Origin of the sequence: Amycolatopsis eburnea, assembly GCF_003937945.1 — a bacterium.
In the GTDB taxonomy this organism is placed as follows: domain Bacteria; phylum Actinomycetota; class Actinomycetes; order Mycobacteriales; family Pseudonocardiaceae; genus Amycolatopsis; species Amycolatopsis eburnea.
Window position 1 is genome coordinate 41,296 of sequence record NZ_RSEC01000059.1, and the last position, 23,684, is coordinate 64,979.

A 23,684-nucleotide genomic window follows, 5' to 3' on the forward strand; every position below is an offset into this window, starting at 1 on the left:
ACGAGGAGGCCGGAATGGACATCACCCGCAGAACCGTGCTCGGCGGCGCGCTCGCCGGGCTGGCCGCCGCCGGCCTGGCCCCCGCGGCCGCGGCGGCGGCACCGGGCAGCGACGACTTCGGCTGGGCGGAGTTCCTGGCCACCGCCGACCTGTATTGGCGCAGGCTGCCGAAGACCTGGTACGAGGGCCCGTTCCTGGGCAACGGGTTCCTCGGCTCGGGCATCTACGCCGAGCCGGGGCAGAACGCGATCCGGTTCAACGTCCAGCACAGCCAGGTGCAGGACCACCGGCCGGAGTTCGGGTCGCTGTTCGGCCTGGCCCGGCTGCCCATCGGGTACTTCACGCTGGAGCCGGTGGGCGCCATCACCGCGATCGACTGGCGGCTGGACCTGTGGAACGCCGAGCTGACCGGCACGATCACCACCGCGGCGGGCAGCCTGAGCCTGCGCGCGATCGTCCACACCGGACAGTCGCTGCTCGCGGTCGAAGTCCGGCCCAGTGAAGGCGAACGGGCGTTCAAGTGGGTGTTCCACCCGGCGGTGGCGGTCAGCCCGCGCGCCGATCCCGTGTGGAACAAGCCCCCGCCGGCCGGCTACACCGCGAACCCGCCGGTGAACCTGAGCACCAACGGCGATGCCCGGCTGGCGGTCCAGCCGCTGCTGGCCGGCGGCGAGCACGTGACGGCCTGGCGCGAGGTGGCGCGCGGGGGCACGCGCACGCTGTACACGTCGGTGGCGTGGTCGCACCCGGAGAAGACGTCGGTGGCGCGGGCGCTCGGCACGGTCCGCCGCGCCGGCGCGTTCCCCGAGCTGACCCGGGACCACCGGCGCTGGTGGCACGACTACTACCGCGGCAGCTTCCTGTCCATTCCGGACACCCGGCTGCAGGGCTTCTACTGGATCCAGCTGTACAAGGTCGCGTCGGCGGCCCGGCGCGAGGCACCGGTGATGGCGACGTCGGGGCCGTGGCTGGAGAACACGCCGTGGCCTGCCACGTGGTGGAACCTCAACGTCCAGCTCGAGTACTGGTTGATCCACGGCTCGAACCACCTCGAACTGGACGCGGTCAGCCACGCGCTCGGCAAGTACCGGGCGAACCTGACCAGCCAGGTCGCGTCGCCGTACCAAGCGGACTCCGCGGGCATCCCGCGGACGACCGACATGACCCTGCTCAACGGCGTCGCGAACGCCACCAGCGGGTACCCGGTCGGCATCCCGGGGCACGACACGCCGACGCCGGAGGTCGGCAACCTGACCTGGGCGCTGCACAACGTGTGGCTGTCCTATCGGCACACGATGGACCGCGAACTGCTCGGCGGCACGCTGTTCCCGTTGCTGCGCAAGGCGATCAACTACTACCTGCACTTCCTCGCCCCGGGCCCGGACGGGAAGCTGCACCTGCCGCCGACGTTCTCGCCCGAGTACGGCGTCAACGCGCCGGACTGCAACTACGACCTCTCGCTGATCCGCTGGGGCTGCAAGACGCTCCTGCAGATCGCGCCCGGCGACGCGCTGGCGCCGAAGTGGCGGGACGTCCTCGCCAACCTCGTGGCCTACCCGGCCGACGCGAACGGCTACATGATCGGCGCCGGCGTGCCGTTCGCGAAGTCGCACCGGCACTACTCGCACCTGCTGCAGATCTACCCGCTCTACGACGTCACCTGGGAGCAGCCGGAGCACCGGCAGATCATCGAGACGTCGCTGAACCACTGGGTCGGCTTCGAAGGCGCCCTGCAGGGCTACACGTTCACCGGGGCCGCGTCGATCTCGGCGCAGATGCTGCGCGGCGACCAGGCCGCGTTCTACCTCGGCGAGCTGCAACGCCGCTACATCCAGCCGAACACCATGTACAAGGAATCCGGCCCGGTCATCGAAACGCCGTTGTCGGCGGCGAAGTCCCTGCAGGACATGCTGGTGCAGAGCTGGGGCGGCGTGCTCCGGCTGTTCCCCGCGGTCCCGTCGGCCTGGGCCGACATCGCGCTGCGGGACTTCCGCACCGAAGGCGCGTTCCTGCTGAGCGCGTCGCGGGCCGGCGGCAAGACGCGCTGGCTGAAGGTGCACAGCGAGGCCGGGGCGCCGTGCGTGCTGCGGCCGGGCATCGACGGCGAACTCGCCGTGACCGACGCGCGCGGCCGGGCCCGCCGGTGGCGCCGGCTGGCCACGGGGGACGTCCAAGTCGAACTCGGGCGCGGCGAGGACGCGTTCGTGTACCGGAAGGGGGACAAGCCGGACTTCGGCGTCCGGCCGGTCACGTCCGGCGGCCCGAGTTCGCCCTGGGGCCTGCCCTGATCGCGCGTTCTCGCCCGGGGAGCGGCCGGGAGCGGCAGAATGGTGCTCTCGACGAGGGGAGCGGGCATGAGCGAGCCGTCCGGCCGGTGGGAGCCGCCGGTACCGCCGAAGCGGACGTCGGCGACGGTGATCGGGCTGGTCACCGGGTGCTTCCTGGTCGTCGTCGTGATGGTGCTGGCGTTCCTGGCCTGGGGCTACCCCGGCTTCCTGCGCAAGCCGGACGCGAACGCCGACGGGGGTTTCTTCACCGTGGCGGCGTCGACGACGACGTCGTCCACGCCACCGGCCGCGGTCAGCTCGCCGGTCTCGATCCCGGGCGGCCGGGCCGCGATGCCGAAGCGGACCAGGCCGCTCGCCGACCCGGTGACCTGCGCGTTCACCCCCGACCCGGGCGCGCCGGCGCCGAAGAAGGTCGCGCTCCCGCCGGACGGCCCGGCGCCGTCGTCCGGGACGGCCGACGTGCGGCTCGCGACGAGCGCGGGTGCCATCGGGCTGACGCTCGACCGCGCGCTGGCGCCGTGCACGGTGGTCAACTTCCTGAGCCTGGCGAAACAGGGCTTCTACGACGGCACGTCGTGCCACCGGCTCTCCGTGGCGTCCGGGCTGCAGATGCTCCAGTGCGGCGACCCGGTCGGCGACGGGACCGGCGGCCCCGGCTACACGATCCGCGACGAGGTGTTCCCCGAGCTGAGCTACGGCCGCGGCGTGCTGGCCATGGCGAAGACGAGCCAGCCGGACACCGGCGGCTCCCAGTTCTTCCTGGTCTTCGGCGAGACGCGGATCCCGCCGGAGTACACGGTGTTCGGCAGCGTCGACGACGCCGGCCTCGCCGTCCTGGACCGGGTCGCCCGTGGCGGCGTCGACACCTCGAAGCCGGGTATCGGCGACGGCAGCGGGCCCCCGAAGACCCCGGTGACGTTCACCGGGGTCACCACCACGCCGTGATCAGGGCCGGTCGAGAACCGTCCGCACCGCGCTGAGCAGGGCTTTCGCGGCATCGGGCGACGCGGCCGCGTGGCGCCAGGCGACGTACCCGTCCGGGCGGACCAGCAGGCAGCCGTCCTCGTCGATGCCGCTCAGCCGGGACCAGTCGCCGTAGGCGTCGCGGGCGCCGGGGTCGCCGATCCGGACGGCACGCAGGTCGAAGCCGAGTTCGGCACCCACCTTGGCCGCCGCGTCCCGCCACGGCGTGCCGGTCAGGCCGGTCAGCACCGTCCACCGGCCCCCCGCCACGAGGTCCAAAGTGGACAGCCGGCGGCCGTGCGGCCCGACCAGCCACGCGTGCGGCAGCTTCGCGCCCGGCTCGGTGCTCGGCCGGTGGAACAGCTCGGGGTCCCGCTCCGGCGCCGCCGCGACGCCGTCGGGCAGCACCGCGCCGGAGACGTACCGCTGGTCCAGCTCGACGCCGTGCGCGTTGAACTCGTAGTGCTTCAGCTCGATCGCCCGCTCCAGCTCACGGCGTTTGCGCGCGCCCTCGGCCGTGGGCGCGAGGCAGGTGTCGAGCCCGGCCGTGATGCCGTCGGCGTCGGTGTCGCCGGTGATGCCGAGCGCGGCGAAGATCGGCCCGAACTGGTCGCGGCTGAGGTTGGCCCGGTCGACGATCTGCTTGCCGACCGGTGCCCGCTCGGCGCTGTAGCTGTCCAGCAGCCCTTCGCCCGCCTCGCCGCGCAGGACCATCGCGAGCTTCCAGGCCAGGTTGTAGGAGTCCTGAACGGACGTGTTGGAGCCGAGCCCGTTGGACGGTGGGTGCCGGTGCACCGCGTCGCCGGCGCAGAACACCCGGCCGTTGCGGTACTCGGTGGCGTAGTTGTGGTTGACCGTCCACAGTGACGTCGAGGTGATCTCGACCTCGAGCGCCGGGTCGCCGACCAGGTCGCGCACCAGCCGCGTCGCCTCCTCGACGTCGACCTCCGGTGGCGCCTGCTCGATGTCGTAACCCCAGGTCAGCAGCCATTCGCGCCACGGCCGGACCATCCGGACCAGGCCCATCCCGATCCCGCCGAGGTGCGCGCCCGGCCGCATCACCCAGTACAGGACGCTCGGCCGGTGGGCCACGTACGGCGCGAGGTCAGCGGTGAACGTGATGTTCATGCTGCCCGCCTTGCCGGTCTGCCCGGCGATCGGCAGGCCGGCCTGCTCGGCGACGCGGCTGCGGGCGCCGTCCGCGCCGATGAGGTACTTGGCGCGCAACGTGAACTCGTCACCGCGGACGCGGTCGCGGAACCGGGCCGTGACGCCGTCGCCGTCCTGGGTGAAGTCGAGGAACTCGGTGTCCAGCCGCAGTTTCGCGCCGCGCGCGGCGGCTTCGCTCACCAGGATCGGTTCGAGATAGGTCTGCGGCAGGTCGATCATGTGGCACGGGCTGGCCGCGGCGTATTCGGCCGCCGAGCGGTCACCGGTGCCCCAGCTGGCGATCCGGCCGATCTCCGGCCCGGTCAGCGACGTGCAGAGCACGGTGTCGCCCATCAGCTCGGGCGGCGTGCCGGCGGCGAGCGCCTTGTCCTCGACGCCGAGGTCCCGCAGGACTTCCATGGTGCGCTGGTTGGTGATGTGCGCGCGGGGCGTGTTCGCCGTCCAGCCGTACTTGGTGGCCAGCACGGTGGGGACGCCGTAGGTGGCGAGCAGCAGGGCCGCCGAGCCGCCGGCCGGGCCGCTGCCGACCACGATGACGTCGGTGTCGTAGCTCATTCGGTGCTCCCCTGGATCCGGAAGGTGAACTCGAGCCGCTGGTCGGCGAAGTCGGCGATCAGGCCGTCCTTGACGCCGAAAACCGTGTCGGAGTCGAGGTAGTCGCCGCCGGCGACGAACAGCTGCGTGATGAGGGTGCGGTAGCCGGGCTTGGCGATCATGAAGTGCACGTGCGGCGCGCGGTAGGGGTGCCGCCCGACGGCGTCGAGCATCTCGCCGACCGGGCCGTCGGCGGGGATCGGGTACGCGCTGGGCACGATCGTGCGGAACCGCAGCCGACCGTCGGCGTCGGTGCGGAACCGGGCGCGCAGCACCGGGCCGTCGAGGTCCGGCAGCTGAACGTCGTAGAACCCGTCCTCATTGGACTGCCAGACGTCGACGATCGCGTCCGGCACCGGCCGGTCTTCGGTGTCGGTGACCCGGACGTCTGTCCACAGTGGAGTCCCGGGCAGGCCGTCGGCGATGTCGGCGCCCTGCGGGGTCTCGGGTGGTCCTTCGACGTAGAACGGGCCGAGCACGGCCGACGGGGTGGTGTCCGGGGTGCGCGAGTTGGTCAGGACGTCGACGACGCTCGACACGCCGAGGGTGTCCGACAGCAGGATGAACTCCTGGCGCGTGTCGGTGGTGAGGTGCCCGGCGCGGGTCAGGAAGCCGATCGCGTACTCCCACTCGTCCTGCGTGAGATCGGTGCGGATGGCGTAGCCGTGCAGGGTCTCCACGAGGTCGGTGAGGAGCGTGCGGACGCGGTCCGGCGCGCTGGAGAAGCTGTCGACGACCTGCTTCGTGAGTGCTCTGAGGCTCGGGCGCGCGGCCGGGCGGGTGCCGTGGAGGGCTTGGCGGAGCAGTTCTTCTTCGGGCTCGCCCTCGATGTCGGCTTCGGTGAGGCCCAGTTCCGCCAGCGAGTGCGGGACGGGGAGGCTCGCGGCCAGCTCGAAGACGTCGTCGGCGTCGTCGAGACCCTGGTGCGCCATGACGTGGGGGAGCAGGACGGCGTGGGTTTCGGCGTGCGGCAGGCCGAACTTGCCGCCGAGGTGGTGGCAGAGCCGGTGGTGCAGGCCCATCTGCACGGCGTCGAGGCAGCTGCCCGCGAGCCAGGCGCCGCGCAGGGCGTCGGCGCGGGCGTCCACATCGGACGGGTTCGCGGCGATGCGCGGCAGCGCGCTCGTGAGCAGCTTGATCGCTTCCGCGGCGAGCAGGTCGGTCATCGGGTTGGCGTCGGGGGCGTAGCGGGCCTCGACGGCGTGGGCGAGCGCGTTGAGACCGCTGGCCGCGGAGACGCTCACCGGCAGGTCCAGGGTCAGGCCGACGTCGTAGAGGACGGTCTCGGGCCGGACCTTCGGGGTCTTCTGGGTGGTCTTGCGGCCGTCGGCGGTCTGGCCGAGCACCGAGGTCAGTTCGGAACCGGCGTACGTCGTGGGGACGATCAGCTGCGGCAGGTCGGTGTGGAGGGCGATCGCCTTGGCCAGCCCGGTGGCCGAGCCGCCGCCGATCGCGACGACGCCGTCGACGTCGTGCTCGGCGACGAGCTTGAGCGCGCGCTCGGTGACGTCGACCGGGGTGTGCATGGCGGGTTCTCCGAAGCGCGCGGCGAGCCGAGCCCCGAGTGCTTTGGCGGCGCGGTCGGCGTGCCGCGGGCGGCCGATCAGCAGGACGCGGCCGAGCCCGAGCCGATCGGCTTCGGTGCTGAGGCAGTCGAGCGAGCCGAAGACCACCCGGACGGGGTTCGCGGCGTAGCTGAACGAGGTCATGCGGGGGAGTATCGGCCGCACTGGGCGGCCCGGTCCTGCACGTTCCTGCTGCCGTCCGGCACGAAACGCGCGTGTGTCAGCCTGCGCGGCGCAGGGCCGCCGGTGTCGTGCCGAGCTGGGCGCGCAGCACCCGCGTCAGGTGTTCCTGGTGCGAGAACCCGCAGCGGACGGCGATCTCGGCGATCGGGTCGTCGCCCGTGCGCAGCAGGAGCCCGGCCCGCTCGACGCGCAGGCGCAGCAGGAAGCGGTGCGGGGGCAGGCCGGTGCGGGCCTTGAAGCGGCGGGAGAACTGGCTGACGCTCAACCCGGCGAGCGCCGCCAGCTCGGCCAGCGGCACCTGCTCGGCCAGGCGGTCCGCCATGAAGTCCCGGACCGTCGCGAACTGCCGGTCCGAGAGACCGCGATCGACGGCCTCCCGCACGGGCCCACCGCCGTGGCGCCGGACGAGCTGGGCGGCGACGAGCGCACCCAGCTGGTCGGCGTAGGTCCGGGCGCTCGGCTCCCAGTCGCGGACGACGCCGTCGAGGCTCAGCACGAGCTGTTCGAGCAGGGGATCGGTGCTCCCGAGCTCCTCGGCGAGCCGCACGGGCGCGTCCCCACCGGCGGCTTCCTGCACGGCGTCGTCGGCGAGGTAGACGTGCACGGTGTCGAGCTCACCGCCCAGCTCGACGGACAACTCGGCGTGCGACGGCTGCAGGAAGAGCCCACCGGCGGGCATCCGCCGGCGCTGCTCGCGCGGCGTCCCGACCCCGCGCCGGACGGTCACGGGGCCGTCGAGGTGCAGGATCAGCTGGTGGCTGCGCGCCGCTCCGAAGTCGGCGCGGTAGGGGCGTTCGCGCTGCTTGGAGACGTAGACGCTGCTCCAGCCGAGGCCGGCGCTGGTCCGATCCGGGCGTACCCAGGGCAGCGCGAGGATGCCGTTGGTGTCGGCCAGCCCGAGTTCGCCCACGCCCATCTCCTCGCCGTCGAGGCTGTCCGCGATGGTACGCGCCGAACCGGCCGGCGGCGGCCGACCGCACGTCGGTGGCCGCGTGGGTTCAGCCCTGGGCCGGTGCGGCGGTCCGCGATGTCATGAAAGGGTCGTTCACCTCGCCAGACGACATGAACGACCCTTTCATGACATTCCCGCGGCGCAGGGAGACCACGCGGCCAGGCGACTCTGCCGCCGGTCACCCGCTCGCCGGCGCGACTTTGCCGAGTCCCTGCGGTGGCGGTTCAGCTGGGCCGAGCGGCGCGTCGCCGTCCCCGCACGGCCGCGGCCAGTGGCTCAGCCCGGCGCTGCTCGCCCGTGCCGCCAGTACCCCAAGAACGCGATGTCCCCCTTCGCCCACCCCCGCTCCCGCACCAGGTGACGCCGCGCCCCGGTCGCCAGCGCGGCCTCCCCGGCGACCCACGCGTACGCCGGCCCCGGCGGAAGATCAGCACCAACGAGCGCCGCCAGCGCCAGCTCGCCCGGCCGGTCGCCGGCCCGGGCACGTGGCAGCCAATGCACCCGCACCCCCGCCGGCGCCTCGACCTCCCGCACATCAGCCGCCGAAGGCACCTCCAGGAACACCTCCGCCACCAGCCCGGCCGGTGCGTGGTCGAGGATGGCCAGGATCGCCGGGACCGCGCTCTCGTCCCCGGCCAGCAGCTGCCACGGCACCCCGGGCGGCGGCAGGTAGCTGACCCCCAGGTCGAACACCCCCGCCGGATCGCCCGGCCGGGCCTGGCGGGCCCACGACGCCGCCGGGGCGTCGCCGTCGTGGAGGGCGAACTCGAGGTCGATCTCGCCCGGTCGGGAGCGGCGGATCGTGTAGTTGCGGACCCACGGGCGGCGGCTCTTCGGCAGCATCAGCACCTCGGCCATCCAGCCCTCGTTGTCCAGCGTCGGCATCCGCAGCCGCTCCTGGCCGGCGCGGGGGAAGAACAGCCGCACGGCCTGGTCGTCGCCCGCCGGTTCGAGGTCCTCGAGGTCCGGGCCGCCGAGGGTGATGGTCCGGAACGACGGGCTCGGCGCGGTGTTCGCGCGGACTTCGAGGGTGAGCATCCGCCGCGTCTTCGGGCGGCGCACCTTGGGGATCATCAGACGTCCAGCACCAGCCGGGGCGAGACCGCCCGCGACACGCACGCGTACATCCGGCCCTCGGGCGCGCCGATGTCGTCGCGGTGCTCGGGTTCGCCGTCCAGCACGGACAGCTCGCAGCTGCCGCACACCCCTTCCCGGCAGCCCCACGGCACTGGCCGCCCGGCGTGGTTCAGCGCGTCGAGCAGGGATTCGTCGGCGGGGACCCGGATCGTGCCGCCCGAGCGGGCGCACTCCACCTCGAACGGCGTGTCGGGCCCGAACACCCGCCGCGTGGGCTGGAAGCGTTCGGTGTGCACGCGCGGGAACAGCGCTTCGGCCGCGTCCACCATGGACGCCGGGCCGCAGCAGTAGACCTCCGCCGCCGGGAACTCCGCCGCCAGTGCCGCGAGGTCCGGGCGGCCGTGGTCGAACAGCCGCACGCGGTCGCCGAATTCGGCCCGCAGTTCCGCCGCGAACGGCATCGTGCTCGCCGACCGGCCGGCGTACACCAGCGTCGCGCGGGGCCCGGCGGCACGCAGCATCGGCAGGATCGGCGTGATCCCGATACCGCCCGCCAGGAACAGGTACTCCGGTGCCGGCACGAGCGGGAAGTGGTTGCGCGGCGCGGAAACTTCGAGCGTCCGGCCCGGTCGCAGGAACAGGTGGACGTACTCCGAGCCGCCGCGGCTGAGCGGGTCGTACCGGACCGCGATGCGGTACGCCGAGCGATCGGCCGGGTCGCCGCACAGCGAGTACTGCCGGGTCAGCCAGTTCGGCAGCGCGAGGTCGATGTGCGCGCCCGGTGCCCACGCTTCGAGCGGGCCTTCGTCGCCGCGCAGGACGAGGGAAACGACGTCGTCGGCGACCCGCTCGACGCGGTCGAGGATCGTCTTCTGCATGGTCAGTACAGCTTCCGGTAGCCCTCTTCGAGCATCCGCTCGAGGAGCTCGGGATCGGCGCCCATCGCCTCGGCGGCGACCTCGCCCGCCGAAGGCAGCTCCGCCGCCAGCGCCTGGCTCGCCGGGTCCCACAGCCGCGAGCGGATCAGCGCGCGGCCGCAGTGGAAGTACACCTGCTCGACCTCGACGATGATCGCGAGCATCGGCTCCTTGGCTTCGGTGCGCATCCGGGCCAGGACGTCGGGCTCGTCGGTGACGTACGCGCGGCCGTTGACGCGCAGCGTTTCCCGCGTGCCGGGGACGAAGAACAGCAGGCCGACGCCGTCGTTCTCGGCGATGTTGCGGAAGGAGTCGGCGATCTTGTTGCCGGTGCGGTCGGGCATCGCGAGCGTGCGTTCGCCGAGGACCTTCACGAACCCGGGGTAGTCGCCCCGGGGCGAGCAGTCGGCGCGGCCCGCGGCGTCGGCGGTGGCCAGCGTCAGGAACGGCGAATGGGCGATGAAGCGGCGGGCGTGCCGGTCGATGCGGTCGCCGATCTTCGCTTCGATCATCGCTTCGGGCTCGCCCAGCCGGGCCCGAACCTCGGCCATGCTGACTCGGCTCAGCGTGTTTGTGCTGGTCATGACACAATTATGAGCAAATACTCAGATCTGGCGCTACTCGCTTTCGAGCGGCGCGGAAGGAGGAGCCGTGAGCTTGGGCGAGCGCCGCATCCAGCCACGTAAACAGCCGCGCCAGGTCCGCGCCGAGCTGACCCGGGAGCGGATCCTGACCGCGGCTGCTCACGTTTTCGGCGAGTTCGGCTACGCCGCCGGCACCACCAACCGCATCGCCGAGCACGCCGGCATCTCGATCGGCTCGCTGTACCAGTACTTCCCGAACAAGGACGCGATCCTGGCCGAGCTGCTCGTCCGCCACCTCGACGAAGGCACCGCCGCCACGGAACGGATCCAGCGCGGGGAACTGCCCGCCTCGATCGAGGAGATCTTCCGCGTCTTCGTCCGCGGGGCGATCGAAACCCACCTCGGCAACCCGCAGCTGCTGCGCCTGCTCATGGAACAGGCGCCGCGGTCGAAGGAACTCCTCGACAAGGTCGAGCGGCTGAAGCAGTCCCTGGTCAGCTACGTCCAGGAGCTGTTCGACACCCACCCCGAGGTCCGCGTGGCCGACACCGAGACGGCGGCCCGGCTCTGCGTCACCACGACCGAGCTGGTCGTCCACCAGCTCGTGGCCGATCACGAACCGGTGGACGCCGGGAAGCTCGAGAACGAGATGGTCGCGATGCTGACCCGCTACGTCACGGCGTGAACTGGTAGGCGCCGGCGTCGATCCGCGTGCCGACCGCGTTCCCGTCGACGTCGACGTCCGCGTACTTCGTCGTGCCGAGGCCGATCGCCGGGCTCGTGGATTGCAGGACCAGGTTGGTGGCCGAGGTGAACTTCGGGTCGGCGACCTTGTCCGTCGCGCCCGGGGTGAACTGCCGCTGGCCGCCGTAGAAGACGTTGTGGTCCGTGGCGGTCCAGCCGTCGTCGGCGTACCCGACCTTCATTGCGGACTGGATGACGTTCTGGGTCAGCTTCAACGTCTGGTTCGTGCACCCGCCGTAGCAGACGAAACCTTCCGATTCGGCGTTGCTCAGCCGGACCGAGTTGTTGCGGAAGACGGTGCCGGTCACCGGGCCGTTCTGGTCTTCGGCGCCGCGCGTCACGATGCCGCCGCGGGTCTTGGCGCCGAAGACGGCGTTGTACTCGTAGACGTTGTCGCGGGACACGCCGTCCGGGTCGGCGGCGTCGGTGCCCAGCTCGGTGAAGGACTCGTTGTCCTCGGAAATGTTGTGGTGGATGACGTTCCCGGAGCCGTAGAAGATCTCGACCGCGGCGCCGTCGAGGCCGCCGAAGTCGTCGCTCACCGCGATCGACCCGCTGATCCGGTTCCAGCCGATGTCGGACCCGTTGCCCTGCACCAGGATCGCGAACGCGCCCGAGTCGTCGCTGCCGCCCGGCGTCACGACGGTCATGTGGTTGTTGTCGACGAGGTCGTTCTGCGTGACCTCGGTGCCGTCGGCGCTGGGCGCGATGTAGACGCCCGCGCCGGCACCGGTGATGTAGTTCGAGAGGACCTTGTCGTGGTCCCCGCCGACCTCGACGCCCGCCCACGAGCAGCGCCCGGCGTCGGCCGCGACCCCGACCTGCAGGTCCTGCACGGTGATGTAGTTCCCCGGCAGGTTGACGCAGGCTTCTTCGTTCCCCTGGACGATCGGGCGCGCCCCGGTGCCGTAGGCGCCGATGGTCACCGGCGCGGCCGCGCTGCCCGAGCCGCGGACGGCGAGCCCGCCGCTCCAGGTCCGGCCGCGGCGCAGCAGCACGGTGTCCCCGGGGGCCAGCGTGGTCGCGGCGACCTTGGCGAGGGACTGCCACGGCGCCGACTGCGACGTCCCGGCCGCGGAGTCACTGCCGGCGACCTGGTCGACGTAGTAGGTCTTCGGCGCGGCGGCCGCGTCGGTGGCGGTGAAGGCGGTGGCCGCGAGGGCGGCGAACACGCCCAGCGAAAGCAGCTTCTTCGACATGGCGCGCGACGGTAGGCCGAGCACGTACACAGGGCGTACAAGCTCAGGCGTTCGCCCGGCGGAGCCGCTCGGCCGCCTGCGCGCGGACGGCCGAGCCGCACACCGGGGGATCACCGTGCAGCGCCTCCCAGCGGGCGTTGTGCAGGGCCGGCCAGAGGCTCGCCGCCCACGCGATCTCCCGCTCCTCGCCGGTGAACCGCCGGCCGCGGAAATCCTGGTACGCCGTCAGGAAAGCCGCGGAGCTCACGACCGGAGCCAGTGTCGGCGGCGAGTCGTTGGCGAACGCTCCGGCGGCCGCGCCCGCGAGCGCCGCTTCCGGCTGCCAGGCCAGGCTGTCCCAGTCGTGCACGGACCGGACCTCGCCGTCCCAGCGGAGGTTCTGGGCTTCGAAATCCGCGTGGCCCAGCACGCACGGCAGGTCCGCGGCCAGCAACCGGGCGCGGGCCAGCTCCGCCGCTTCGACGACGTAGCCGGGCACCGCGCTCTGGTCCCGCTCGTCCAGGAAGCCGATCGGCGGCCACAACCCCGGGCCGTTGTGGTCCCAGCGCGCCCAGCGCGGGTTCGGCAGCGGCGGCGGGACGCGGACCTCGGCCAGCCCGGTCATCAGCCGTGCGAACACCGCCGCGTAACGCACCGCGACGTTCGGCGAGTCGCCGAGGAGCACCTCGCCGCCGGGCCGGTGCTCCTCGGCGTGCACGGCCAGCCCGTCCACCAGGGTCACCGCGGTCAACGGCCGGGGACACGGGAACCCTTGCGCCGCCAGGTGTTCTTGCGCGGCGACGCAGGACGCGGCCCGGCCGTCGTCGGCACGGGCCTTCACCACGACTTCCCGGCCGTCGGCCAGCCGGAGCCCGACGACGTCCGACAGGGACCGGCGCTCGAACAGCACCTCGGCCGGAGTGCTGCCCAGGTGCGCCGCGCACCACGACCCGATCACCGGTCCCTGGCCAGCAGTGCCGCCTGGGTGCGGCTCGTGACGCCCAGCTTGGCCAGCACGTTGCCGACGTGCACCTTCACCGTCCGCTCGGCGAGCCGCAGCCGGTTCGCGATGTCGCGATTGGACAGTCCTTCGCCGAGCAGTTCCAGCACGTCCCGTTCGCGCGGGGTCAGCGCGCCGCCCGCGCTCAGCGCCGTGGCCACCGCCGGGCTGAGCGCCGCCACGCCGTGGTGCGCGGCCCGGACGGCGGCCGCCAGTTCGTCGCCGGAGGAGTCCTTGAGCACGAAGCCGGCCGCGCCCGCGTTGAGCGCTTCGCGGATCTCGCGGGGCCGCCCGACGGTGGTCAGCATCAGCACCCGCGGGGCCGCGGGCGGGAGCCGGCGCAGGACTTCGAGGCCGTCCATGCCGGGCAGGTAGAGGTCGAGCAGCACGACGTCGGCCGCCACGGTGGAGGCGAGCAGCTCCGGCCCGCTCCCGTACCGCGCGACGACGTCGAGGTCCGGCTGCGCGTCCAGGATCAGTGCGATGCCCTCGCGCACCAGCGCGTGGTCGTCGACGACCTGGACCCGGATCATGCCGGGCACTCTACTGTCGGCCGCATGCGCCAGTCCTTCCTCACGACGGCAGCGGTCGCCGCGGTGTTCTTCGCCAGCGGCGCCTGGACCCCGCAGCAGGGCTGGGTCGCGGCCGGGCTCAGCGCGGTGCAGCTCGTCCCGCTGCTGTGGGCGCGCCGCGCGCCGGCCGCCGTGCTCGTGGCCGTCACCCTCGCCACGGCCGGGCACCTGCTGCTCGACCAGCCGCGCAACACGATGTACGTACCGGTGCTGCTCGCGCTCTACAGCACGCCCCAGCGGTGGCTCGCGGCCGCCGCGACGCTCACCGTCGGCGCCGCCGTGTTCCCGGCGAAGGGCCCAATCGACGGCACGGTCCTGGCGGTGACGATCTGCGCCGTGGCGTGGCTGCTCGGCGCCGAACGCCGCCGCGCGCTGGCCGAGCGGGCCGAGCGCGCGGCCCGGCGGCTGCACGACACCCTCGCCCAGACCACGGCCGTCATGCTGGTGCAGGCGGAGACGTTGCGCGCGGTCGGCGACCTCACCGACGCCGACCGCGAGCGCCTCGACACCCTGCTGGCCGCCGGGCGCGGCGCGCTCACGCTGGTCCGCCGCACGCTCGACGACCTGCGCGACGACGCCGAACGGGCGCCCGACCTCGCCGAGGTGCTGGCCCGGCTGCGCACCGCGGGCCTGGTCCTCGACCGCGACCCCGTGCTGCCCGAGCTGCCGCGTCCGGTGCGCGAGCTGGCCGAACGGTTCGTCGCGGAGGTGGCGGTGAACGCGTTGCGGCACAACGGTCCCGGCGTCCGCCTGCGGCTGGACGTCGAAGCGGGCGACCCGGTGAGGATCACCGCGCGCAACCCGATCAAGGGAACCCCGCGCCCGGGTGGCGGCTACGGGCTGGCCGGGCTCGCGGAACAGGCGGGCGGCGCGTTGACGTACGGCCCGCGGGACGGCGAGTGGGTCGTCAGTGTCGCGCTGCCAGCAACTGCGACACGGTCACGAACCGGTAGCCGCGCTGCTTGAGCGCGTCGAGGATCGGCCCGATCGCCTGCCGGGTCTGCCCACGCGCGGCGTACATGGCGTGCAGCAGCACGATCGAGCCGGGCCGGACCTGATCGAGGGTGGTCTTCTCGACGGCCGCCGCGTCCGGCGCGCCGTCGGAATCGGGCTCGACGTCCCAGGTGATCGTGGTCCGGTCGTGCGCCGCGAGGTAGTGGGGGAGGGCGAAGAGCTTCTTGCCGTTCGGCGGCCGGAAGAGGATCTCGCCGGTGTAGCCGGTGGTGCGGATGAGCGCGTCAGTGGCCTCGACCTCGTCGGCGACCCAGGCCGGCGTCACGCCGATCATGCGCTCGTGGCTGAAGCTGTGGTTGCCGATCTCGTGTCCGGCCGCCGCGATCGCGCGGGCGAGGTCCGGGTGCGCGGCGATGTCGCGGCCGATGAGGAAGAAGGTGGCCGGTGCCCGGCGCTCGCGGAGCGTGTCGAGGATCGCCTGGGTGCCGGCGGGATCGGGCCCGTCGTCGAAGGTGATTGCGACGACCTTCTCACTGGTCTCGACGCGGTTCACGAGCGTGCCGAAGAACTGGAACGTCCGCGACTTCGAGACTTCGAACAGGGTGACCGCGGCGCCGACGACGAGCACCAGCGCGCTCGCGACGACGATGGTCCACTTCCGCGCGCGGCGGGATCTCAAGATCATGCGCGTCACCCTGGCCTCACCCGTACAGACGAGGAAGCCGCGAAGGTACTAGTACCTCCGCGGCTTCCAGCAAGGAGCACTCATGACCAAAGTCAGAGCGGGTTGAAGACGCCCAGGGGAGCGGTGCAGAACGGGCCGCCGACGTACTCGGCCGCCGCGCCGGTGGGGGCGGGGCGAGAGGCCAGCTGGTCCGCGTACACCTCGGCGTCGTCGAGGGACTTGTAGCCCAGCGCCTCCGCCTCGGCCAGCGAGTAGATCCGGCGCGTGTTGTCGGAGACACCCCAGATCAGCCGGTACCCCGGCGAGGGCGCCGACAGGCACGCCTCGAACAGCCGGGCCCCGTCGTCCGGGGACAGCCACGTCGTCAACCCGCGCGGGCCCAGCGGCAACGGCGTTTCGAAGCACGAGCCGATCCGGATCACGATGACGTCCATGCCGAACCGCGAGTGGTACAGGCTGCCCAGCGCCTCAATCGCCGCCTTGGAGACGCCGTAGTAGGTGTCCGGGCGCGGAGACGAGTCCGCCGGGAGGTCCTCGTCGTTGCGGCGGAAGCCGACCGCGTGGTTGCTCGACGCCAGGATCACCCGCGTGACCCCGGCGGACCGCGCGGCCTCCAGCACCGTCTGCGTCCCGTTGATGTTGACGTCGAGGGTCGCTTCCCAGGAGTTCTCGCGGCTGTGCCCGCCGAGGTGGATCAGCGCGTCGACGCCTTCGCACGCCGCGGCCATCGCCGCCGCGTCGGTCACCGACGCCGTCACGATCTCTTCGGAGGCGTCCGACGCCGTCTGCGGCGCCAGGTCGAGCAGGCGCAGCACCCTGCCGTCGCGCTTCAGGCGGGGGCGCATCAGGGTGCCGACGACACCCGCCGACCCGGTGATGAGCACGCGCTGGTCCGTCATGGATTTCCTTCCGTAAGGGCGGCGGTCAGCGAATCCCGGCCCGGCGCAGCTGCTGCCCGAGCTCGGCGGTGGTTTCGGCGAGCAGCTCGCCGACGCGGCGGGCGTCGGCGTCGGTCACCTGGGAGATCGGCATCGAGCAGCTGATCGCGTCGGTCCCCGGGATCCGGTAGGGGATCACCGCGGCGACGCAGCGGACGCCCAGCGTGCCCTCCTCGACCTCGGCCGCGTACCCGCGCTCGCGCGTCGCGGCGCATTCGGCGTGCAGGGCTTCGAGCGTGGTGATGGTGTTCGGGGTGAGCGCGGTCAGCGACGCCGGCATCAGCGCCTCGATCTCGTCGTGCGTCAGCTCGGCCAGCAGCGCCTTGCCCAGCGCGGTCGCGTGCGTGGGCAGCGTGCGCCCGACGCGGGAGACGAGGTGCGTGGACCGCTGCGACTCGCGCGTCTCCAGGTAGACGACCTCGGTGCCGTTGCGGCGCGCGAAGTGCGCGGTGAAGCCGGTCTTCTCGCGGATGCGCTCCAGGGCTTCGGTGGCGAACGGGACGACGGCGTCGCGGTCGAGGTACGCCGTGCCGCAGATCAGCGCGCGGACGCCGAGGCGGTAGCGCGCGGTGTTGGTGTCCGCCTCCAGCCAGCCCGCCTCCAGCAGCGTCCGCAGGAGGCCGTGCAGCGACGAGCGCGGGAAGCCCGTGCGCGCGTGCAGGTCGGACAGGGACAGCCAGACGTCGTTCGCCGCGAACGTCTCGATGAGGTCGACGGCCCGGCGCGCGGACTTGACCCCCGACGATTCGGCGGGAGCACCCTCGGCCGTGTCCACCTTCTGCGGCATTTGTGTGCCTCCGTCCGGCCGTTGACTTGTGACTCCGGCCATATTAGCGTCCCGAACAACGTTCTTATGGATGAACATAATCACTATAACAGACTCCGTTCATAGATGTGAACAGTTCGACCACATCGACGTGGACGCGGAAGGGAGCCTGCGGTGCACGCACTCGACTGGACGATGGTCTGCGCGTACTTCGCGCTGATGATCGTAATCGGCTGGTGGTCGCACAAACGGGTCAGCGACGTGAAGGACTTCTTCACGGCCGGCGGCAAGATGCCGTGGTGGCTGGCCGGCATCTCGCACCACATGTCCGGCTACAGCGCCGTGCTGTTCGTCGCGTACGCGGGCGTCGCGTACACCAGCGGCGTCACCGTGTACTTCTGGGGCTTCGCCAGCATCGGCATCGGCGTGGGCATCGGCAGCTGGCTGTTCGCCGCGCGCTGGAACCGGTTGCGCTCGAAGCTCGGCGTCGCCTCCCCGCTGGAGTACCTGGCCAAGCGGTACAACGTGCCGACGCAGCAGGCCCTCGCGTGGAGCGGCAGCCTGCTGAAGATCTTCGACATCGCCGCCAAGTGGTTCGCCGTCGCGACCCTGCTGCACGTCTTCGCCGGGCTCGACTACAACCTCGGCATCCTCATCACCGGCGCGGTCACCCTCGTCTACTGCACCATCGGCGGCCTCTGGGCCGACGCGCTCACCGACTTCGGCCAGTTCGTCATCCAGGCCATCGCGGCGATCGTGATGATCGTGGTCGTGCTCGGCAAGCTCGGCGGCATCTCGGCGCTCTGGACGATGTGGGACAAGCTGCCCGAAGGCCACGTGAGCCCCACGACGTCCAAGTACACCACCATCTTCCTGCTCGTCTACGTGCTGGTGAAGACGCTGGAGTACAACGGAGGCATGTGGAACCTGGCGCAGCGGTACATGGCCGCGCCGAACACCCACGAGGCCAAGCGCGGCGCGCGGCTTTCGTCCGCGCTGTACCTGTTGTGGCCGCTGGTGCTGATGTTCCCGATGTTCGCGGCGCCGCTGCTCATCCCCGGCATCAAGGACCCGACGCAGTCCTACGCGATCATGACGACGACGTTCCTGCCGCCAGGCCTGGTCGGCCTGGTGCTCGCCGGCATCTTCTCGCACACCATGGCGATGGTCTCCTCCGACGCCAACGCGATCTCCGCGGTGATCACCCGCGACATGATCCCGGCGATGGTCCGCCGCGCCCGGCAGTGGACCGACGTCCAGGGCCTCAAGGCCGCCCGGATCACCACGGTGATCTTCGTCGGGCTCACCATGCTGGTGGCCACGCAGGCGCAGAACCTCGGCGGCGTGCTGCAGATCGTCGTCAACTGGGTCGCCGCGCTGATGGGCCCGATCTCGATCCCGCTGCTGCTGGGCATGCTGCCGTGGTTCCGCAAGTGCGGCCCGCGCGCGGCGCTGGTCTCCTGGGCGGGGGGCCTGATCGACTACGCGCTCTGCTACTACGTCTTCAACGCGAACCAGACGGTGCTGATCGCCACGCCGATCCTGGTCTCGCTGGCCCTGTACGTCGGTCTCGGCCTGCTCGCGCCCGAGCGCAGCGCGGTCGCCGATGAGATCGTCGACACCGTGAACGCCGACGACGACGTCGACCGCACCAAGGAAGGCACGACCGTGCCCGCTTGACCGAAGCCGGTCCACCCCCGGCCGCACCCGACAAACGGAGAGCAGAAAACAGATGGCACAGACCGAGATCGCGCTGGACGGCCTGCTGGCCTTCCCCCTCACCCCGTTCACCGAGGACCTCGAGGTCAACCTCGACGCGCTCGCGGAGAACGTGGAGAGCCACATCGCGGCGGGCGCCGGCGCCCTGTTCGTCGCGTGCGGCACGGGGGAGTTCAGCTCCTTGTCGCCGGCCGAGCACGCCGCGGTGCTCGCGAAGACCCGTGAGGTCGCCGCGGGCCGGGTCCCGGTCTGGGTCGGTGCGGGCGGGGGTGCCGCCGCGGCGCGGGCGGGCATCGCCCTGGCCGAGGCCGGCGGTGCCGACGGGGTCCTGCTGCTGCCGCCGTACCTGGTCACCGGGCCGCCGTCCGGCCTGGTCGACTTCGTCCGGTACGCCGTCGGCGACTCGTCGGTGCCGGTGATCGTCTACCACCGCGGCACCGGCGTGTACACGGCGCAGACGGCGGCGGCGCTGCTCGACATCCCCTCGGTCGCCGGGCTCAAGGACGGCTACGGCGACGTCGAGGTGATGACCCGGATCGTCACCACCATCCGCGCGCTGGACACCGAGCGGGCGCGGAACTTCCTGTTCTTCAACGGGTTGCCGACCGCGGAGGTCTCGGCCAAGGCGTACGCCTCGATCGGCGTCGCCCGGTACTCCTCGGCGGTGCACTGCTTCGCGCCGGAGATCGCGCACCGCTTCCACCGCGCGCTCGGCGAGGGTGACACCCGCGTGATGGACGCGCTGCTGACCGGTTTCTACCTGCCGCTGGTGGCGCTGCGGGACGAGACGCCGGGCTTCGCCGTCTCGCTGGTGAAGGCCGCGGCCCGGTTGCGCGGGGACAAGGTCGGCCCGGTCCGGCCGCCGCTGGTCGAGCCGACGCCGGAGCAGATCCACCGGCTGGAGAAGATCGTGGAGGACGGCTTCGTCACGCTGAAGGGGCTCGGCTGATGAAGATCCTCGATGTGGTGCTGACGCCGGTCGCGTTCGCCGACCCGCCGCTGCTCAACGTCATGGGCGTGCACGAGCCGTTCGCGCTGCGCAGCGTCGTGCAGGTCAAGTGCGAAGACGGGATCGTCGGGCTCGGCGAGTCCTACGGCGATTCGGCGTTCCTCGGCGAGGTGCGCAAGGTGCTGCCGCGGCTGCGCGGCCACGACGTCTTCGACCTGCCGGGCCTGCAGCGGCTGGTCGCCGAGGCGCTGTCGGACACGGTCCTGACCGACGCGCACGGCCTGATCGGCGGGTTCTCCATCCGCAAGACCGTGGCCAGCGTCTTCTCGCTGTTCGAGGTCGCCTGCCTGGACGCGCAGGGGCAGTACCTCGGCCGGCCGGTCACCGACCTGCTCGGCGGCAAGGCGCGCGACGCCGTCGAGTTCTCGGCGTACCTGTTCTACAAGTACGGCAAGCACGTCGACGGCCGCGAGGACTCCTGGGGTGAGATCACGACGCCGGAAACCCTGGTGGGCTCGGCGAAACGGATGATCGACGAGTACGGCTTCCGCTCGATCAAGCTCAAGGGCGGGGTCTACGAGCCGGCGCAGGAGGTCGCCGGGATCCGCGCGATGGCCGAGGCGTTCCCCGGGCACCCGCTGCGGATCGACCCGAACGGCGCGTGGACGGTGGAAACCGGCATCCGGGTGGCTCATGAGCTGGACGGCGTCCTGGAGTACCTCGAAGACCCGACGCCGGGCATCGAGGGCATGGCCCGGGTGGCCGCCGAAGCGTCGATGCCGTTGGCCACCAACATGTGCGTGGTGAACCACGGCGACATCGAGCCGGGCTTCCGGGCGCGCGCGATCGGCGTCCTGTTGTCCGACCACCACTTCTGGGGCGGGCTGCGGGCGACGCAGGCGCTGTCGGTGACGTGCGAAAGCTTCGGCGTCGGCCTGTCGATGCACTCCAACAGCCACCTCGGGATCAGCCTGGCCGCGATGGTCCAGGTCGCCGCGGCGACCCCGCACCTGACCTACGCCTGCGACACGCACTGGCCATGGAAGGTCGAGGACGTCATCGAACCCGGTGTGCTTTCCTTCCGGGACGGGGCCGTCGAGGTGCCCACGACGCCGGGTCTCGGCGTGAAGCTGGACGAGGACGCGCTGGCGCGGCTGCACGAGAACTACGTCCGATGTGGACTGATCAAACGGGACGACGTGACCTACATGCGCGAGTACGTCGCCGGGTTCGAGCCGAACACGGCGAGGTGGTGACCCGGTGAAGGTGACCGGATACGCCTACCCCTGGGACGTCCTGGAGTCCGGGTTCGCCGCGCGCGTCCGGGATCTGGGCGTCGACGAGGTGGCGGTGGCGCTGTCGTACCACAGCGCCCGCGCGGCCACGCCCTGGTCGGCTTCGGGGACCGCCGTAGTGGCCCGCCACGCGGCGTTCTACCGCCCGGTTTCCGACGGGTGGGGTGCGCTGCGTCCGTCCACTCCGGACTGGGTGACGTCGGAGGATTCCGGTGGCGACGCCGTCCGGCTGCTGAACGAAGCCGGCATCCCGGCCGCCGCGTGGATCGTGCTGACCCACAACTCCCAGCTCGGCTACGAGCACCCGGACGTCGTGGTGCGCAACTGCTTCGGCGAGCCGTACCCGTGGGCGTTGTGCCCGTCGCAGCCCGCGGTGCGCGAGTACGCGGCGACGCTGACCGCGCAGGCCGTCGCCGGGCTGGAGCTGTCGTCGGTGATCCTCGAAGCCTGCGGTCCGCTCGGTGTGGTGCACCAGCACCAGCACGAGAAGACCGACGGCGTGTGGGCGCCCGCGGTGGCCCGGCTGCTGTCGATCTGCTGCTGCGAGGCGTGTGCTGATTCCTGGGACGTCGACGCGGACACCGTGCGGGCGCAGCTCGTCGAGGAGGTCCGGCGGCTGGTCGCGACCGGTGATCTGAGCGTCACGGCCGACGGTTTGCCGCCATCGTTGACCCAGCACCTTCTGTTTACAAGACAGATGGCTACCGACCAGCTGCGGGCCGCGGTTTTGGCGACGCTGCCCGCGGGCATCCGGGTCGTGCTCCACGGCGCGCTCGACCCGTGGGTCACCGGCGCGCTGCCGGGTCTCACGCCGTCCGCTGCCGACGACGTCGACGCGGTCGTATTGTTCGGCTGGGCGCCCGCCACGGGTGCCGAAGCCGTCGCGGCGGCCCGGGAGGCCCTGCCCGAGCGCGTCGCGATCGGCAGCTACATCACCGCGGTGGCCGCCGCGCCGGTGCCGGACATCGCCGCGTACGCGGCCGAGCTGGCCAAGGCGGGTGCCGCGGAGCTGCACCTGTACCACCTCGGACTGGCCGGTCCGGGTCGCTGGCGCGACCTGGCCACGGCCACCGCCGCCGCCCATGAAAACTGAGGAGCTGTTCCACCCATGAGCCAGGCCACCGACGCCGCCACGCTCGAGAAGATCCTGGCGGGGGCCGCCGCGGCCGCCCGCCCCGCCGCCGAGGCGACCCCGGCCGAGCGCGCCCGCTGGCTGGTCGCGGCCGCCGACGCGCTCGACGCCGCCGCGGACGACCTCGTCCCGCTGGCGCACCGCGAGACGCACCTGCCCGCGACTCCGCGGCTGGCGGGCGAGCTGAAGCGCACGACGTTCCAGCTGCGCCTGTTCGGCGAGGTGCTCACCGACGGCGAGTACCTCGGCGCGACCGTCGACCACGCCGACCCGGACTGGCCGATGGGCCCGCGGCCGGACATCCGCCGCGTCAAGACCGCGATCGGCCCGGTGCTGGTGTTCGCCGCGAGCAACTTCCCGTTCGCGTTCAGCGTCGCGGGCGGCGACACGGCGTCCGCGCTGGCCGCGGGCTGCCCGGTGGTCCTCAAGGCGCACCCCGGGCACCCGGAGCTGTCCGCGCTGACCGGCCGGATCGTGCGCGAAGCCCTCGTCGGCGCGGGTGCGCCGGAGGGCATCTTCGACGTGATCTTCGGGCAGGAGGAAGGCGTCACGGCGCTGAAGGACCCGCGGATCGCGGCGGCGTCGTTCACCGGGTCGATCCCCGGCGGGCGGGCGCTGTTCGACATCGCGAACGCGCGGCCCCGGCCGATCCCGTTCTACGGCGAGCTGGGCAGCGTCAACCCGGTCGTGGTCACCGAGGCCGCGATCGCCGCGCGCGGGGAGGCCGTCGCGAAGGGGTACGCCGGGTCGTTCACCCTCGGCGCCGGGCAGTTCTGCACGAAGCCGGGGCTGCTGTTCCTGCCCGAGGACCACGGCCTGACCGCCGCGCTTCGTTCGGCGTTGGACGGTGCGGCGGCCCAGCCGATGCTCAACGACCGCATCGCTGCCGGGTTTTCTTCGCGGCTCTCGGCGCTGAAGGAGGTCCCGGGCGTCGAGGTGGTGTCTGCGTCGGATTCTTCGGCGCCCGCGTTCACCCCGACGCTGCTGGCCACGACCGGCAAGCAGTTCCTCGAGGGCGGCGACACGGTGCATGAGGAGTGCTTCGGGCCGGCGTCGCTGATCGTGACGTACGCCGACCAGGCCGAGCTGCTGCGCCTGCTCGACGTCATCGAACCGGGGCTCACCGCCACGATCCACGGCGAGGAGTCCGATGTGGACTGGCTGCGGCCGGTGCTGCCGGCGCTGGCCCGCATCGCCGGCCGGCTGCTGTGGAACGACTGGCCCACCGGCGTGACGGTGAGCTGGGCCCAGCAGCACGGCGGCCCGTACCCGGCCACGACCGCCCCGACCACGACGTCCGTCGGCACCGCGGCGATCGAGCGCTTCCTGCGCCCGATCGCGTGGCAGGGCTTCCCGGACGCGCTGCTGCCCGAACCCCTGCAGGAGGCCAACCCCTGGCAGCTGCCCCGCCGCACCGACGGCGCCCGCTGACCCCAAAAGTGACGCCCCACCCCTCCGG

The 23,684-nt window shown here is 72.2% G+C and carries 21 protein-coding genes; 9 read left to right on the forward strand and 12 right to left on the reverse strand.

The features are described from left to right. Positions 1-14 precede the first annotated feature (14 nt). Together EIY87_RS32215 and EIY87_RS32220 are read left to right on the forward strand one after the other, a co-directional pair. Positions 15-2,288: a glycosyl hydrolase family 95 catalytic domain-containing protein gene (locus EIY87_RS32215; RefSeq protein WP_125313686.1), complete on the forward strand. Its 2,274-nt coding sequence runs from the start codon at positions 15-17 to the stop codon at positions 2,286-2,288. A gap of 66 nt (positions 2,289-2,354) precedes the next feature. Beyond that, positions 2,355-3,233, forward strand: a complete 879-nt coding sequence (locus EIY87_RS32220; protein WP_125313687.1) for a peptidylprolyl isomerase — start codon at positions 2,355-2,357, stop codon at positions 3,231-3,233. Here the strand turns inward: EIY87_RS32220 and EIY87_RS32225 are convergent, their stop codons facing one another. The 6 genes from EIY87_RS32225 to EIY87_RS32250 form a co-directional block, all read right to left on the reverse strand. Continuing rightward, positions 3,234-4,976 (reverse strand): FAD-dependent monooxygenase, encoded by a 1,743-nt coding sequence (locus EIY87_RS32225; RefSeq protein ID WP_125313688.1) that lies wholly within the window; start codon positions 4,974-4,976, stop codon positions 3,234-3,236. After that, positions 4,973-6,724 (reverse strand): maleylacetate reductase and hydroxyquinol 1,2-dioxygenase domain-containing protein, encoded by a 1,752-nt coding sequence (locus EIY87_RS32230; RefSeq protein ID WP_125313689.1) that lies wholly within the window; start codon positions 6,722-6,724, stop codon positions 4,973-4,975. The genes EIY87_RS32225 and EIY87_RS32230 overlap by 4 nt, the downstream gene beginning before the upstream one ends. A 76-nt stretch (positions 6,725-6,800) precedes the next feature. Next, positions 6,801-7,673 carry a helix-turn-helix domain-containing protein gene (locus EIY87_RS32235; protein ID WP_125313690.1) on the reverse strand — a complete coding sequence of 291 codons (873 nt, stop codon included), beginning with the start codon at positions 7,671-7,673 and terminating at the stop codon, positions 6,801-6,803. A 318-nt stretch (positions 7,674-7,991) separates the two neighbouring features. Beyond that, a complete protein-coding gene (locus tag EIY87_RS32240) occupies positions 7,992-8,789 on the reverse strand; it encodes a siderophore-interacting protein (RefSeq protein WP_125313691.1) in 798 nt (265 codons plus the stop codon). Continuing rightward, a complete protein-coding gene (locus EIY87_RS32245) occupies positions 8,789-9,670 on the reverse strand; it encodes a PDR/VanB family oxidoreductase (protein ID WP_125313692.1) in 882 nt (293 codons plus the stop codon). The genes EIY87_RS32240 and EIY87_RS32245 overlap by 1 nt, the downstream gene beginning before the upstream one ends. Positions 9,671-9,672: 2 nt before the next feature. After that, positions 9,673-10,293: an MSMEG_1061 family FMN-dependent PPOX-type flavoprotein gene (locus EIY87_RS32250; protein ID WP_191984355.1), complete on the reverse strand. Its 621-nt coding sequence runs from the start codon at positions 10,291-10,293 to the stop codon at positions 9,673-9,675. A gap of 67 nt (positions 10,294-10,360) precedes the next feature. On the opposite strand from EIY87_RS32250, the gene EIY87_RS32255 reads away from it, so the two are divergent. Further along, positions 10,361-10,978: a TetR/AcrR family transcriptional regulator gene (locus tag EIY87_RS32255; protein ID WP_125313693.1), complete on the forward strand. Its 618-nt coding sequence runs from the start codon at positions 10,361-10,363 to the stop codon at positions 10,976-10,978. On the opposite strand, the gene EIY87_RS32260 is transcribed toward EIY87_RS32255, so the two are convergent. The 3 genes from EIY87_RS32260 to EIY87_RS32270 are packed head-to-tail and all read right to left on the reverse strand — an operon-like array spanning position 10,968 to position 13,748. Continuing rightward, positions 10,968-12,236 (reverse strand): right-handed parallel beta-helix repeat-containing protein, encoded by a 1,269-nt coding sequence (locus EIY87_RS32260; RefSeq protein ID WP_125313694.1) that lies wholly within the window; start codon positions 12,234-12,236, stop codon positions 10,968-10,970. The two genes, EIY87_RS32255 and EIY87_RS32260, sit on opposite strands and share 11 nt — an antisense overlap. Positions 12,237-12,279: 43 nt before the next feature. Then, positions 12,280-13,173 (reverse strand): phosphotransferase, encoded by an 894-nt coding sequence (locus EIY87_RS32265; protein ID WP_225440163.1) that lies wholly within the window; start codon positions 13,171-13,173, stop codon positions 12,280-12,282. Continuing rightward, entirely contained in the window at positions 13,170-13,748 is a 579-nt protein-coding gene (locus tag EIY87_RS32270; protein WP_125313695.1) for a response regulator transcription factor, read from the reverse strand. The genes EIY87_RS32265 and EIY87_RS32270 overlap by 4 nt, the downstream gene beginning before the upstream one ends. Positions 13,749-13,772: 24 nt before the next feature. Here EIY87_RS32270 and EIY87_RS32275 point away from each other — a divergent pair, with 24 nt between their 5' ends. Further along, complete coding sequence (locus EIY87_RS32275) at positions 13,773-14,753, forward strand: histidine kinase (RefSeq protein WP_125313696.1); 981 nt, start codon at positions 13,773-13,775, stop codon at positions 14,751-14,753. Here the strand turns inward: EIY87_RS32275 and EIY87_RS32280 are convergent. The 3 genes from EIY87_RS32280 to EIY87_RS32290 form a co-directional block, all read right to left on the reverse strand. Further along, complete coding sequence (locus tag EIY87_RS32280) at positions 14,695-15,426, reverse strand: polysaccharide deacetylase family protein (RefSeq protein ID WP_125313697.1); 732 nt, start codon at positions 15,424-15,426, stop codon at positions 14,695-14,697. The genes EIY87_RS32275 and EIY87_RS32280 overlap by 59 nt on opposite strands. A 92-nt stretch (positions 15,427-15,518) precedes the next feature. Beyond that, positions 15,519-16,325, reverse strand: a complete 807-nt coding sequence (locus tag EIY87_RS32285) for an NAD-dependent epimerase/dehydratase family protein (protein ID WP_125313698.1) — start codon at positions 16,323-16,325, stop codon at positions 15,519-15,521. Between the two features lie 25 nt (positions 16,326-16,350). After that, entirely contained in the window at positions 16,351-17,151 is an 801-nt protein-coding gene (locus EIY87_RS32290) for an IclR family transcriptional regulator (protein ID WP_125313699.1), read from the reverse strand. 153 nt (positions 17,152-17,304) lie between these two features. On the opposite strand from EIY87_RS32290, the gene EIY87_RS32295 reads away from it, so the two are divergent. From EIY87_RS32295 to EIY87_RS32315, 5 genes are read left to right on the forward strand one after another with little or no spacing between them, the layout of a single operon-like run. Then, positions 17,305-18,810 (forward strand): sodium:solute symporter family protein, encoded by a 1,506-nt coding sequence (locus tag EIY87_RS32295; RefSeq protein ID WP_125313700.1) that lies wholly within the window; start codon positions 17,305-17,307, stop codon positions 18,808-18,810. A gap of 52 nt (positions 18,811-18,862) precedes the next feature. Continuing rightward, a complete protein-coding gene (locus EIY87_RS32300; protein ID WP_125313701.1) occupies positions 18,863-19,798 on the forward strand; it encodes a 5-dehydro-4-deoxyglucarate dehydratase in 936 nt (311 codons plus the stop codon). Then, a complete protein-coding gene (locus EIY87_RS32305) occupies positions 19,798-21,054 on the forward strand; it encodes a glucarate dehydratase family protein (protein WP_125313702.1) in 1,257 nt (418 codons plus the stop codon). Before EIY87_RS32300 ends, EIY87_RS32305 begins: the two co-directional genes overlap by 1 nt. A gap of 4 nt (positions 21,055-21,058) precedes the next feature. Next, on the forward strand, positions 21,059-22,186 hold the full coding sequence (locus EIY87_RS32310; RefSeq protein ID WP_125313703.1) for an alpha-amylase family protein: 1,128 nt from the start codon (positions 21,059-21,061) through the stop codon (positions 22,184-22,186). A gap of 15 nt (positions 22,187-22,201) precedes the next feature. Further along, complete coding sequence (locus tag EIY87_RS32315; RefSeq protein WP_125313704.1) at positions 22,202-23,656, forward strand: aldehyde dehydrogenase (NADP(+)); 1,455 nt, start codon at positions 22,202-22,204, stop codon at positions 23,654-23,656. Positions 23,657-23,684 lie beyond the last annotated feature (28 nt).